General features: G+C 48.4%; 11 protein-coding genes and 1 pseudogene. 7 read left to right on the top strand and 5 right to left on the bottom strand.

From position 1 onward, the window contains the following. The 5 genes from H6F50_RS05940 to H6F50_RS05920 all read left to right on the top strand — a co-directional run. A partial coding sequence (locus H6F50_RS05940) for a WD40 repeat domain-containing protein (RefSeq protein ID WP_190427392.1) occupies nucleotides 1-551 on the top strand: 551 nt, incomplete at its 5' end. Nucleotides 552-730: 179 nt separating this feature from the next. Then, on the top strand, nucleotides 731-2,848 hold the full coding sequence (locus tag H6F50_RS05935) for a serine/threonine-protein kinase (protein WP_190427389.1): 2,118 nt from the start codon (nucleotides 731-733) through the stop codon (nucleotides 2,846-2,848). A gap of 211 nt (nucleotides 2,849-3,059) precedes the next feature. Then, nucleotides 3,060-4,229: an IscS subfamily cysteine desulfurase gene (locus H6F50_RS05930; RefSeq protein ID WP_190427387.1), complete on the top strand. Its 1,170-nt coding sequence runs from the start codon at nucleotides 3,060-3,062 to the stop codon at nucleotides 4,227-4,229. A gap of 637 nt (nucleotides 4,230-4,866) precedes the next feature. Further along, nucleotides 4,867-7,098, top strand: a complete 2,232-nt coding sequence (locus H6F50_RS05925; RefSeq protein ID WP_190427385.1) for an Rne/Rng family ribonuclease — start codon at nucleotides 4,867-4,869, stop codon at nucleotides 7,096-7,098. Between the two features lie 185 nt (nucleotides 7,099-7,283). Further along, on the top strand, nucleotides 7,284-7,913 hold the full coding sequence (locus H6F50_RS05920; protein ID WP_347277138.1) for a ribonuclease HII: 630 nt from the start codon (nucleotides 7,284-7,286) through the stop codon (nucleotides 7,911-7,913). Between the two features lie 105 nt (nucleotides 7,914-8,018). Here H6F50_RS05920 and H6F50_RS05915 read toward each other — a convergent pair whose 3' ends face one another. After that, a complete protein-coding gene (locus tag H6F50_RS05915; protein WP_190415395.1) occupies nucleotides 8,019-8,600 on the bottom strand; it encodes a DUF1997 domain-containing protein in 582 nt (193 codons plus the stop codon). Between the two features lie 319 nt (nucleotides 8,601-8,919). Between H6F50_RS05915 and pheA the strand changes: the two genes are divergently transcribed. Both pheA and H6F50_RS05905 read left to right on the top strand, forming a co-directional pair. Then, complete coding sequence (gene pheA / locus H6F50_RS05910) at nucleotides 8,920-9,765, top strand: prephenate dehydratase (protein ID WP_190427382.1); 846 nt, start codon at nucleotides 8,920-8,922, stop codon at nucleotides 9,763-9,765. Nucleotides 9,766-9,836: 71 nt separating this feature from the next. Then, nucleotides 9,837-11,237 (top strand): hypothetical protein, encoded by a 1,401-nt coding sequence (locus H6F50_RS05905; RefSeq protein WP_190427379.1) that lies wholly within the window; start codon nucleotides 9,837-9,839, stop codon nucleotides 11,235-11,237. An 89-nt stretch (nucleotides 11,238-11,326) separates the two neighbouring features. On the opposite strand, the gene H6F50_RS05900 is transcribed toward H6F50_RS05905, so the two are convergent. The 4 genes and pseudogenes from H6F50_RS05900 to fusA form a co-directional block, all read right to left on the bottom strand. Beyond that, complete coding sequence (locus H6F50_RS05900; protein ID WP_190415401.1) at nucleotides 11,327-11,968, bottom strand: LON peptidase substrate-binding domain-containing protein; 642 nt, start codon at nucleotides 11,966-11,968, stop codon at nucleotides 11,327-11,329. Nucleotides 11,969-12,100: 132 nt separating this feature from the next. Next, nucleotides 12,101-12,418, bottom strand: a complete 318-nt coding sequence (rpsJ, locus tag H6F50_RS05895) for a 30S ribosomal protein S10 (protein ID WP_190415403.1) — start codon at nucleotides 12,416-12,418, stop codon at nucleotides 12,101-12,103. 173 nt (nucleotides 12,419-12,591) lie between these two features. Then, complete coding sequence (gene tuf, locus H6F50_RS05890; RefSeq protein ID WP_190415405.1) at nucleotides 12,592-13,821, bottom strand: elongation factor Tu; 1,230 nt, start codon at nucleotides 13,819-13,821, stop codon at nucleotides 12,592-12,594. Between the two features lie 99 nt (nucleotides 13,822-13,920). After that, nucleotides 13,921-14,283, bottom strand: a pseudogene (fusA, locus tag H6F50_RS05885) (elongation factor G); the annotation flags it as partial.

The raw sequence follows: 14,283 nt of genomic DNA, 5'->3' as shown, positions 1-14,283 counted from the left end.
TGCAAACAGGTGAATTGGTGCGATCGCTGATCGGGATCAAAGAAGGGCTAGATGAGGGCGTTCGGAATGTTGCCATTAGTCCAGATGGACAAACGCTGGTCAGTAGTAACGTTTATGACATCAATGTGTGGAATTTGGAAACGGGCGAACTGCGCCGCACCTTTGGGGGACATATCGAGGCAGTGAGGGCGATCGCGATTAGCTCGAATGGTGAAACCCTAGCCAGTGGCAGTCCAGATGGAACTACAAAATTATGGAATTTACAAACAGGCAAACTGCTGAATACGTTTCCTCATGGATCTCGATTGCCAAATGGCTCTTTTTCTGGAGGAGTGTATGCGGTTGCCCTCAGTCCAGATGGTCAGATGCTCTTTAGTGGCAGTGGTACTAAGGAAAACAGCCTAAAATTGTGGAATCGGCGGACTGGAGAATTGATTCGCACCCTGACGGGACATTCCAACACGATTTTCGCAATTGCGATTAGTCCGGATGGGCAGACGATTTATAGTAGTAGCCTGGATGGAACCATTAAGGTTTGGAGCGTGCCTTAAAGCTAGAAGCTTGGGGAAATAAGGGTAGAGAATCAAGGCTGAGGAAACAAGAGGGCGAAAAGCGATCGCGCTCATGCGAAGCGAGGGGTTAGCCTAGCGCTGACTTGTCAGTTCGCGTACTCTGTGGATTTCCCGATTCCCAAGGCTAAACTATCAGACAACTACACTGTACAAATGTCATGCTGGGAAAAACGCTCAGTGGTCGCTATTACATCGTCAAACACTTGGGAGGCGGGGGTTTTGGTCAAACTTACCTGGCTGAAGATCGGCAGCTACCCGGAAATCCACTGTGTGTTGTTAAGCAACTTAAACCCCAAGCTACCGACCCCTTAACTTTACAAGTATCACAGCGTTTATTCGATCGAGAAGCCCAAGTCCTCTACAAGCTGGGAAAACACGATCAAATTCCCCAACTTTTGGCTCATTTTGAACAAGAGCAAGAGTTCTATTTAGTACAAGAATTTATCGAAGGGCATGAACTCAAGCAAGAGTTACCTGTTGGTAAGCATCTGAGTGAAAATCAGGTAATGACCCTCTGTGGAGACATTTTAAAAATATTAGAATTTGTTCATCAGCAAGAGGTCATTCATCGCGATATCAAACCTTCAAATTTAATTAGGCGCAAACAAGATGGAAAGATCGTTTTAATTGACTTTGGGGCAGTTAAACAAGTTAGCGCTCAAAAAACTAACTCTGAAAGGAATACTACTTTAACGGTTGCGATTGGTTCGCCCGGTTACATGGCGAACGAACAACTCGGTGGCAAACCGCGATTTTGCAGCGATATCTATGCAGTGGGAATGATTGGTATCCAAGCAATTACAGGAATACCACCCAGCCAGTTACCAGAAGATCCGACAACCAGCGAGATGATTTGGCGGGATAAGGTACAAGTCAGCCAGCCGTTCGCCGATGTTTTAGACAAAATGGTGCGCTATGACCACCGTCAACGCTACCAAACAGCAACAGAAGCTTTGCAAGCACTTCAATGGGTTAATTCCCAAATGTCAACGGGGGCTTATCATGTGCCACCCACACAAACCCTAACGCCTCCACCAGCCACGACTCAACCAATTGTCACTTCTACACTATTACCTCAAACCGACCCATCTCAGCCACAAACAATCCAGGATGCTGTTGCTGAGTTATCAACATCCTCGGTCGATACACCCATGAGCAATGCTGGTGTTGCGACTCCTCAAAATAAACCTCATTGGCTGATCGGAATTGGAGTCGGTCTTGCCACTACTTTCGCGCTAACAGCGGGGATTTACTACTTTCCGAAACAAAATAATTCATCACCCTTATTACAAATTTCAAATAGTCCATCACAGTCGTTGCAAAAACTCAATAATTCTTGGAATCGGGTAGAAAATATTGCTTTAGCCAATACTTTTATTGGAAATTCAAAAAATGTTTATTCGGTTGCGATTAGCCCGGATGGTCAAACCCTCGCAAGCGGTGGTGATGACAACACTATCAAGCTGTGGAATTTAGGGACGAGACAACAACTGCAAACCCTCAAAGGTCATTCAGACTGGGTTTATTCCCTTGCCTTCAGCCCTGATGGGCAGAAGATAGCAAGTAGTAGTGGTGACGGAACCATTAAAGTGTGGAATTTGCACTCTGGACAACTACTGCAAACCCTCAAATCAGGGCCTGAAGACCGGGTTTTTTCGATTGCGATTAGCCCAGATGGACAAACTCTCGCCAGTGGGAGTAAGGACAAGACAATCAAGCTGTGGAATCTGGGCACGGGGCAACTGAAAAATACTCTCAAGGGGCATTCAGGCTTTATTTTATCGGTTGCGATCGCTCAAAATGGACAAACCCTTGTCAGTGGCAGCGATGATAAAACAATCAAACTGTGGAATCTGTCCACAGGTACCCTAATTAGCACCATCTCTGAGCCTTCAGACAATGGTGTTCCTGCTGTCGCCATTAGCCCAGATGGTCGGATTCTCGCCACTAGCAACATTTCCGACAAAATTTATCTATGGAATCTGCAAGAGCTTTTGAAGGGTTGTAAAGGCGCACAGCCATGTAGCCCTACACGCACTATCTTTGCCCATAAAGACTATGTTAATTCGGTTGCTTTCAGTCCCGATGGACAGACTCTCGTGAGTGGGAGTCGGGACAAGACAATCAAGCTGTGGAATCCACAAACAGGAGAGCTAAAAAGCCCGATTTCTAACCATTCAGGCGCTGTTAATTCTGTTACTTTTAGTCCTGATGGAAAAATCCTGGTCAGCAATGGTGAGGAGGGGAAAATCGAGGTTTGGCAATCGTCGCCCTAAAAGATTGAGGATCTTGAGATAACTTTTCTAGAAAGCCTAGAAAGCGATCTCCCTAAAACATTCATCGCTTTTCTTGCAGCTTTTCTAAATCCTGGATAGTCAGACTCATGGGAACCTCCTTCTGCACCGAGCTGAGGCTATAGCTATCGTATCCTCAATTGCTAAACCTACAATTTGCCAAAATGGGATTGTGAACCATTCAACGAAACAATTGACTCAGCGCCCTATTTATCTCGATTGCCATGCAACGACACCTCTTGATGAGCGGGTGTTAGCGGCAATGCTGCCTTACTTTACCGAGCATTTTGGCAATCCTGCCAGTATTACCCATGTCTATGGCTGGGAAGCGGAAGCTGCTGTCAAACAAGCGAGAGCAATTTTGGCAGACGCGATTAACGCCACACCGGAAGAAATTGTCTTTACCAGCAGTGCGACGGAGGCAAATAATTTAGCAATTAAGGGCGTCGCGGAAGCTTATTTTCAAAAAGGACGCCACATTATTACTGTAGAGACGGAACATAATGCGGTTCTCGATCCTTGTGATTATTTGCGATCGCTTGGTTTTGAGGTGACTTTCCTCCCCGTCCAAAGCGATGGACTTATTGATTTAACCCAGTTAGAGAAAGCGATTCGTCCGGACACGATTTTAGTTTCGGTGATGGCGGCGAATAACGAAATTGGAGTTATACAGCCGTTAGCAGAGATTGGGGCAATTTGTCGCCAGCATCAGGTACTTTTCCATACTGATGCAGCCCAAGCAATTGCCAAAATTCCCCTAGATGTAGCGGCGATGAACATCGATCTGATGTCAATGACTGCCCATAAAGTCTATGGTCCTAAAGGAATTGGCGCTCTTTACATCCGACGCCGCAACCCTAGAGTCCAAATGGCACCCCAAATGCATGGAGGCGGACATGAGCGGGGGATGCGCTCTGGTACTCTTTATACACCGCAAATTGTTGGGTTTGCTAAGGCAGTAGAACTGGGACTCTCTGAAATGGAATCGCAGACGCAACGCCTCGTCCAGTTGCGGGAACGCCTATGGCAGCAACTAAGCGGTTTGACAGGGATTCATTTAAATGGACATCCCACCCAGCGACTACCCGGAAACCTTAATATTAGTGTCGAGGGTGTAGATGGAGCGGCGCTATTACTGGGATTGCAACCAGTGGTGGCAGTGTCTTCTGGATCGGCTTGTACCTCTGTCAAAGTATCTCCCTCTCATGTCCTGACAGCGCTGGGACGCTCGGAACTGCTGGCTTATGCGTCGGTGCGGTTTGGGATTGGACGGCAGAATACCGCGGAGGAGATCGATCGAGTCGCACAGCACGCGATCGCGACGATTTCCAGTCTGCGTAGGCAAGCTTCGATTGTCGGTTAAGCAACCAAATCTGCAAACTTAGGTTGAGAAAGTTCTGGCTAACGCCACTGCCAATCTAAGTTACGTCCGATCGGCGTAACAGCGCGATATAATACATCACAATAGAAGCAATTGCGGATCGAGGCTCCATCGGGTTGCCCCTCGTGTGAACCTGTCATGGTGGCGCTCGCGCAGCTAGCTTTTCTTTGAGACTTTCTGTTCATTCTTGGCAAAGTCCAGCGTTCAACCTTTTTGAAAAAGGATGGCACTGGCAACTTAAATTCATCGGGGAAGAGTTGACCCAGCTTGTCGGTTACTGATTCCAGTGACTATGGGCGATCGCACCTTTATTCTCTCTAGGTAGGGGCGGGTTTAGAATCTATCCCTGCTGTCATTGAACCAGAAGGTAAAACAAAACCGGCCCGTACAGAGTTGTTTCAGGCTGACACTGTTATTTTTTTTGAGCAAAAGTGAGAGTCACCTCGAAAGGATGAAGGATGTGGGGCGTAGACCGAAGGTCTTCTCGAAGAGCCGCTCTTCGTTGTACCTCGAAGGGTACGGAAGGATAAATGAATACATTCCATTCCGCCTTCTGCCAGTGAGCAACTTCCGCCTGTCTGTTGTGCTATCAGCTTGCTGCAAATTTTGAGGAAATTGAATGCCAAAGCAAATTATCATCGCAGAGCAGCATCGAATCGCTGCCGTATTTTGGGAAGATCAAATTCAAGAACTCGTCGTTGCGACTGGCAACCATCAAGTTGGAGACATTTATCTGGGCGTTGTCGAAAATGTCTTACCTGGGATAGATGCTGCCTTTGTAAACATTGGAGATACAGAGCGAAATGGCTTTATTCATGTTACTGACTTGGGTCCGTTGCGGCTAAAACGCTCTGCCGGTGCGATAACAGAACTGCTGACACCCCAGCAGAAAGTATTGGTACAAGTGATGAAAGAGCCGACGGGCAACAAAGGCCCCCGGCTTACCGGAAACGTCAGCTTACCCGGACGCTATGTAGTGTTGATGCCCTTCGGACGGGGTGTAAGTCTGTCTCGGCAAATCAAGAGTGAGAGCGAACGCAACCGCCTAAGAGCGTTAGCGGTTCTGATTAAACCCGCAGGTATGGGGCTGATCGTGCGGACAGAAGCAGAAGGACGCTCGGAAGAAGCCATCATTGAAGATTTAGAGTCTCTGCAAAAACAGTGGGAGGCAATTCAGCAAGAGGTAAACTCCACCAGGGCACCAGCGCTGTTGAATCGAGACGATGATTTCATTCAGCGCGTCCTGCGAGATATGTACAGTGCGGAAGTCAATCGCATTGTGGTAGATTCCCACACGGGAGTCAAACGAGTTAAGCAATACTTACTTAGCTGGAGCGGAGGGCGATCGCCTGAAGGGGTTTTGATCGACCATCACCGCGAGCGTCTCCCGATTTTAGAATACTTCCGCGTCAATGCCGCGATTCGAGAAGCCCTCAAGCCCAGAGTCGATCTTCCTTCTGGTGGCTACATTATCATTCAACCGACGGAAGCATTGACGGTCATCGATGTTAACTCCGGTTCCTTTACCCGCTCCGCAACAGCCCGCGAAACGGTTCTTTGGACAAACAGCGAGGCAGCAACGGAAATTGCCCGCCAACTGCGGCTTCGGAATATCGCCGGTGTGATTATTGTTGACTTTATTGACATGGATCAGCGGCGAGACCAGCTGCAAGTGCTGGAACACTTTAACAAAGCACTGAAAGTAGATAAAGCAAGACCGCAGATTGCTCAACTCTCAGAACTCGGCTTAGTAGAACTGACCCGCAAGCGCCAAGGTCAAAATATTTACGAATTGTTTAGTCAGGCGTGCCCGACCTGCGGCGGCTTGGGGCATCAAGTTCGCCTTCCCGGTGAGCCTGCCCGAAATGGCGGGGAAATTGCCGAGCATTCTGTGCCAGTGCCTGTAAGGGAAGTCCGGACGGCACCTTATCGAAACGAACGAAACGAACGAAACGAACTTGGCGTCCGGGAAATGCCCCTCCCAGACATCCGTGAAAGTCGCAGCGAAGCCCTAGATTTAGCTGTTGATGATGATGATGATGATGACGCAATGGATTTGATGCATCATCCCAGTTATCAGGAACGGGGAGGAGTCAATAACAATAATCGCCGTCGTCGTCGCCGCCGTATTGGCGAACCTCCTGCAAGAGAGGAAATCACTAAAAATCCCGTTCGAGTCTCGACTTCTCCGCCACTGGTGAATCATTTCAGACAGAGTCCGGTAGCAGAACCAGAAGTATCCAGAGATACCGAGGTATTTACAGCAGCGCCATTGCCCGTTTTACCCGCTGTGGAAGAAGGTCGTCGGGCGTCAAGACCGGAGCGTCCTAAGCCTTCCAGGCAGGAAGTTGAACCGCCGGAGATTGTTTCGATTGAAATGACCCCAGAGCAACAAGATATCTATGCTTTAATGGGAATTTCTCCGTTGGTACTCCTGAATCGGCAGGTCAAAAATCCTAAATCAGCGATTGTTTCTGTCACCTTACCCGGAGAGTCTGCCCAAACTGCACCTGCACCGTCTGTAGAACCAAACAGGGAAGCTGTCAGGGTCATAGATAACATCATAGATAGGGATATTCCTGGCGTAGAGTCCGCGCTTGACGAGAAATTCTCTTATATATCCTCCGCCTACGAGGAAGATGAGATGAGAGATGGGGGAGATGAGACAACGGACGAGGAACCACCAACTGAGTTGGTGATGCCTGTGGTAATGCCCGAACCCGAAGCTCCTAGCGAAGAAGACACTGTGGAGAGTGCTTCTTCTGCATCCTCTAATGAAGCTGAAAGTAGCCCCGTGATAAACCGGCGGCGTCGTCGTCGGTCTTCTGCAACGGAGGCTTCTGAAGGCTGAAGGATGTTAGCGAAGCGGCGCTAACGCGCCGGATGAAGGATGAAACGAGAAAGACTGTAGGTATTTACCTAAAAATTCAGTTCCATACTGTTATGATTCATCCTTCATTCGTCAGAAGCTAAATTCTCAAGGAGTCAAAGATCGTGTCGCCGGAAGTGCAAAATGCCCCCGCCGTCGTAAAGCGAATCCGTAAACCGAATTTCAACCTAGCGGATCTGCCAGAGTTAGCTGGCGATTGGGAACTGGTTGCCGGTGTGGATGAAGTGGGGCGCGGAGCCTTATTTGGGCCGGTGGTGGCGGCGGCTGTAATTCTACCCAAGTCTGCTTTTGAGGAACTTGCAGCCGCTGGGGTTAGAGACAGCAAACAGCTGTCTAGCTATCGGCGCAGCAAACTGGCAGAACACATTCAAGCGATCGCGCTTGACTGGAAAATCGGTTATGCCAACAATCAGGAAATTGACCAGATCAACATCTTGCAGGCGTCGTTATTGGCAATGAAGCGGGCTGTCACTAAGCTAAAGGTACAGCCGCAGATGTGTCTGGTTGATGGGAAGTGGTCGCTGCCAGACTTGGCGGTACCGCAACAGAATCTTGTGAAGGGTGATGAGCAATCGCTGGTCATTGCTGCGGCCAGCATTGTTGCCAAAGTGTGGCGCGACGACTTAATCATGCGTTTCGCCACCCAGTATCCTGCCTATCATTTAGCAGCTAATAAAGGTTACGGTACTGCTCCGCATCTCTTAGCTCTGCAACAATACGGTCCTTCGCGCTTGCATCGAATGTCTTTTAGTCCCTGTCGGGTGGGTAATCAATAAAAACAATTTACTGATGCCCTACTCCTGAGCAATTGAGTACAAGCGGGTTTATCCAAACATATTGCTGAGACAACAGATAAAACGAGCAAAACCGCTCTAATAATTTCAAAACTCAAAACTTTCGGAAGGCTGATTGCTAATTGCAGAGGACTGAGAATTAGTAGCGTTTGCCCACCGACGATAGTCTAAAAGTAACTGATGCATCAATCGTTGTTTGATAGTTAACAGTACACTTTTGAGTAGAGCATTTCCAGTCGCTTCTAAAAACGGCTTAGGGGTAAACAAAAAAGGCGGCGGCAGCTCTACTTTGACCTCTAAATCTGCTTTTCCTTTGAGATGAGTTGTTCCATTCAATTCGCACGGAGAAAGCTTACCAATTAAATTGAGAGCAAAGCGTTGGTTGATATATTCAACACCACGCAGTTCGCAATTTGTAGATGTTAAATGAACTGTTCCATCCGACTCTGCCCATACTCTTAAATCCACAATTGGTTGAATGCTCAGGGTCATAAAGCTTAAGGGACGCATTTTCAAACGAAAAAGCTCGTCACTGAGTTGTTCAATTCGAGTCGGATCGACTAGAGCCTGCACAAGACGTTGGGGCTGGCGCAAATAATGCTGAATGGGAACAGGTTGTTCCGGAACAGCAATTTGAACAGATTGGGAGGCAACAAATTGAGTTTGCATGAGAGGATGGTAACAGAATGTAATTCTGTACGCTAAATTAAATTAATTTTACTTTACAGTTCTTAAAAAAGCGGACAGAATTTTTTCTGGAGCTAAAATCCGTCCTAGTAAAGAAGGCATCAACTAAAGCATTCTGTAATTATAAAAATTTATAAAGCAGGTCTCCTCTTTCGGAGGCATAAGAAATAGACACTGGGATAGGGCATAAAGTAGCTCCACTCTATCCCTTGCGAGGGACAGCCTCGTTAGCACCGACTTTCTGAGAAAGGTAAAAAAGGTGTCAGAATGACTATCACGGAAAAATAAAGGGCTAGCTTTAATGGTCGTATCCGTTGCACACTTAGGACCTCCTGGCACTTACGCAGAAGCCGCTGCTTTGGCTTATGTTAGCTGGCTAACCCAGATGGGAAAGGAAGCGTTGTTATGTCCCTATCCCAGCATTGCTCAGACACTCCGAGCCGCAGCGCAGGGACAAGTGGATCTAGCTGTGGTGCCGGTAGAAAATTCGGTTGAGGGCAGTGTTACGACAACGTTGGATACCCTGTGGCAGTTAGATACGCTGCAAATTCAACAAGCTTTGGTACTGCCAATTTCTCATGCTCTGATGTCACGAGCGCCGAATTTAGAGGCAATTCAGACCGTTTATTCTCACCCACAGGCTTTGGCTCAGTGCCAGGGGTGGCTGGAGCGGTTTCTGCCGCAGGCGCAGCTGGTACCGACAAATGCGACGACGGAAGCTCTCAAGTATCTGGATGAGGACAAAACAGCGGGGGCGATCGCTTCCTCTAGAGCCGCTCAACTCTACAATCTACCGATTCTGGTTTGCCCGATTAATGATTATGTTGACAACTACACGCGGTTCTGGGTGCTGAGTTTACAACCCGCTACCGGAGGCAGTTGTACTTCTCTGGCGTTCAGCGTTCCTGCCAATGTACCTGGGGCACTCGCCAAACTGCTTCAAGTGTTTGCCAGTCGCGACATTAACTTGAGTCGAATTGAATCTCGCCCGACGAAGCGGAGTCTTGGCGACTATCTGTTCTTTATTGACTTGGAAGCGAACACTACAGAGGCATCGGTTCAATCTGCCTTAGAAGAATTATCCACCTATACCGAAACGCTCAAAATCTTTGGTAGCTATTCAATTCTGCCGGTAGGGAAACTCTAGCCTTGGGACTGTAGTCTCTAAAACTCAAACCAGACGCTATATCGAGCGTCTCTACAAAATCCCAAACTTTTATGTTTCAATCTGCTCAAGGCATTCCCGGATTGCCCGATTTAACGCATCCGGCTGAGCTAATGAAATTTGGGGGGCAGGTACTGAGTACCTTCCTCATCATTGTGTTTCTAGTTGGTGCGTTGGGAATTGCGATCGCGCTGCTAAATTTCTCTCTCCGTCGAGATCAACCAGAACAAGCGCTTTTCATGGGTGAATGGGTGGTTCGCTACTCTCGATTATTGCGAAGTTTACCCCACGCTGCCTTGGTTTTAATTCTAATGGTGGGAGGATTTTTTCTTAGCTCAACTTTAGGCAATCGCTACCACCACTGGGAACAAGCACGGGTCGCTCAGGTAGCTGCCAGTGTTGCCGGTGACAGGCTAGAGCAACCTGCACCCCAAGTGCGCTATGTCCTCAAAGAGCCTTACACTTATACCACTCAAGTTGAGGGTAAAATCGTCAAAGTCAACGATACGCGAGAAGTTAGCCGTTTGCTAACTCTGAGCGAATCGCAAGTTCAGGTAAAAATTGACCAAAGCACAGATGCCCAAGATCGTCGCGCAATTTATCGCGTTGACTACAGTGCCGATTATAAAGTTACCAACCCGCTGACCGATGTTAGCAATTTTTTCTTTGAAGTCCCGCCGCCTGCCGGTTACTCACTGCTGCAAAGCTATAAGGTAGAGCGGGACGGGACTCGGCTTCAGCAAGCGAATCCCGGTGACTATGGTTTTCCATTCCGTCTCGAACCTGGACAAGTAGCTAGTTTTAAAGTCAGCTATAAAGCTCAAGGCGGGCCGCGCTGGGTTTATAGTGCCACCGGGCAATTACTCTCCAATTTCCGCCTCACCGCGCTGGCGAACTTCCCTGGAGCGGATTTTGCTAGTGGGATTATCCCCACAGAAAGTAAGGTTGAGGGACAAGGCACTCGATTCACCTGGGTATTTGACGACAACGTTTCAGTCCAAAATCCATTTGGTGTCTTTACTTCGACTGGCCCAATTCGCAACACAGGTATCCTTCCCCGGTTGCTGTTACTCGCACCAGCCGTATTCTTGTGGTGGATATTATTGCTTTATATGTCGCTACCCATGAGCCTCAGAAATGTAGCGATCGCTGGCGGTATTTTCTTCGCTTGTCTGCTAACTTTGACTTATCTTAGCCGCCTGATTGATGTCAAGCTGGCTTGGACTCTCATCTCTATCGTCTTGCTAGCCTTGGCGTGGGGATTGGGGTCAAACCGCCGTGCGTCTCTTGCGGCCGTCATTTGCACGATTGCTGGTGCGGTTGTGCCAGTCTTGGGACTCGTCGTTCCTTACACGGGACTTACTCTCAGCGTAGCCGCTCTCTTGGGCGCTGTCTGGCTTGCAGTTCGTCACTGGTATGGCTGGTATGACTTGCGAGCAGATGCTCGTGTTTAGTCCTTAGTCATTAGTTCTGAATCAGTGATTAGTTAAGGTTTTTGCACTGAACTAATCATTGAAGACTAATGACTAACAACTAATGAAACTTACTGGAGCGCATCTTTAAGGACGGTACGAGCCGCGAGATGATTGCGAGTAGAAGTGAGAATTTCGGCTTCGCGCTCTAGGCGGGTTGTCGTATCTTGCATTTCCAGAAGGGCTTGCTGTTCAGATGCGACCCCGTAAAGATTGCTGGCAACCCAGTAGGATAATTCTCTAGGGAGAGTCGGCAAGTCTTCTGGTAGCTCCATGTCTTGGTCGGTTAACTTGGATGAAAGACGCACCACATCTCTGAGCAGTTGTTCAACCTCAGAGGCTAAGGTTCTCAGGTCTTTTTCTGGTGGATGGTCTTCAATCCATTCCACCAAACCAACGCGATAAGGCTTTTCGCGGACGTACTCTAAGACCCTAAACCGCTGCTGTCCCAAGGTCAAGATTTTCATGCGGTCATCGGGAAGACGCTGGAAGTGGATAATTTCAGCGCAGCATCCCACGGCGGCTGGTTTACTCTGAACTGGGTCCCACATCAAAACCCCAAAACGGCGATCGCTCTCCAGAATCGTGTTCATCATGATTCGGTAGCGAAATTCAAAAATATGTAGCGGTAAGGGTCTCCCTGGAAATAGCACCACTTCGGGCAGTGGAAACAGGGGGAGTTCTCGAACTGCGATTGAGGAAGAGGATGCCATTGTCCCTATACTTGCTGTACGTGCGATTCTTTACTTACTTTAACCGATCTTTTTCCTAGATTCCCAACGACAAAGCCCTTTAAAGATACCTCTAAAGGGCTTTGTCGAATGCAGACTTACAAGAGCGTGTATTTAAAGTTTGACTTCAATATCAACGCCTGCTGGCAAATCCAGTTTCATCAAAGCGTCAATTGTCTTGGAGGTAGGCTGATAAATGTCAATGATGCGGCGGTGAGTCCGAGTTTCAAAATGTTCCCGCGAATCCTTATCAACGTGAGGAGAGCGCAAAAGACAGTAAATTTTCTTCCGGGTTGGTAAGGGAATGGGGCCAATAGCTGTTGCCTGTGTCCGGTTTGCCGTATCGACAATCTTTTCGCAAGAGGTGTCAAGCAAACGCCGGTCAAAAGCCTTCAAGCGAATGCGAATTTTTTGCTGCTGGATAGTTGCCATTTTCAGTTGTCCAGGTTCTAATTAGTGGTTATTTGTTAGGTTTTAGTTGTTACTAGGACGGCGGTTTTTTGCCGTACACGTACAGCTCTTGGAGTTTAGCATCTGATTTCAAGGACACAGATAAGGAGCAGAAAAGCATATGCTTTTCTGCTCCTTATTTGTTGGTCAAAATCCTACTTTAGGATCTTGGAGACGACGCCAGCACCAATGGTGCGACCGCCTTCACGAATCGCGAAGCGCATCCCTTGCTCAATTGCGATCGCGTTGATCAACTCAACGGTCATTTTGATCCGGTCTCCTGGCATCACCATCTCGGCGTTAGAGCCATCATCCGAGGTGAAAGCTTTGATGGTTCCAGTTACGTCGGTTGTCCGCACGTAGAACTGAGGACGATAGCCAGCAAAAAACGGTGTTTTCCGACCGCCTTCTTTTTCCTGAAGGATGTACACTTCAGACTCAAACTGAGTGTGAGGAGTAATTGTACCAGGCTTGGCTAGCACCATACCTCGCTCAATATCTTCCTTCTTCAAACCCCGAAGTAGAACGCCGACGTTATCGCCAGCCATCCCTTCATCCAAGGTCTTCTGGAACATTTCCACGCCAGTTACTGTTGTGCTGCGAGTGTCTCGAATTCCCACCAGCTCAACAGTTTCCCCAACTTTGACTTTGCCCCGCTCAATCCGACCAGTCGCAACGGTACCGCGCCCTGAGATGGAGAATACGTCTTCCACAGCCATCAGGAAGGGCTTATCAATATCCCGCTCTGGAGTAGGAATGTAAGCATCGACCTCATCCATCAACTTGTAGATTTTATCTACCCACTCATTCTCACCCCGTGGGGTCTTGGGATTGGCAGCCATCGCTTCCAACGCTTGTAGCGCCGAGCCGGCGACGATGGGAATATTGTCACCGTCGAATTCATAAGAACTTAGCAGTTCCCGGACTTCCAGTTCTACCAGTTCCAACAATTCTTCATCGTCCACCATGTCTTGCTTGTTCAAGAAGACAACTAGACGGGGAACGCCAACTTGCTTAGCCAGGAGGATGTGTTCCCGCGTCTGAGGCATGGGGCCATCTGCCGCCGACACCACCAGAATGGCACCATCCATTTGAGCTGCACCCGTGATCATGTTCTTCACATAGTCCGCGTGACCTGGGCAGTCCACGTGGGCATAGTGGCGAGATTCGGTTTCATACTCAACGTGGGCGGTATTGATGGTAATACCGCGAGCCTTTTCCTCCGGCGCTGCATCAATGTCGGCATAACCCTTTGCTTTCGCCCGACCCATTGCTGCCAGAGTCATCGTAATGGCAGCGGTTAAGGTCGTTTTACCGTGGTCAACGTGACCAATCGTGCCGATATTGACGTGGGGTTTAGTGCGTTCAAACTTTGCGCGTGCCATGTATTACCTGTTCCTTTTTCCTTTTTCCTTTGCCAGTTGTCAGTTGTCAGTTGTCAGTTGGCTTTTCTACTGACAACTGACCAAAGACTACAGACCGATTTATGTGTTCCCTTTGCTCTTGGCGATGATGGTTTCAGCCACGTTGCGAGGAACTTCTTCGTAATGGCTAAACTCCATTGAGAAGATACCCCGCCCTTGAGTCATCGACCGGATATCCGTCGCATAGCCAAACATCTCTGCAAGCGGAACTTTGGCTGTTACTCTTGTAATGCCTTGTTCCGAGTTCATGCCTTCAATTTGACCGCGACGGGAGTTGAGGTTTCCCATCACATCCCCAAGGAAGTTTTCTGGAGCTTCCACCTCAACTTTCATCATAGGCTCCAATAGCACTGGTGAAGCCTTCATTACAGCTTCTTTAATCGCCATTGAGCCTGCGATTTTGAAAGCCATTTCTGAGGAATC

It is taken from the genome of Coleofasciculus sp. FACHB-712 (assembly GCF_014695635.1).
Classification (GTDB): Bacteria; Cyanobacteriota; Cyanobacteriia; order Cyanobacteriales; family FACHB-T130; genus FACHB-T130.
Note: the sequence above shows the minus strand (reverse complement) of the source record. Positions and strands in the feature narration are given on the sequence as shown.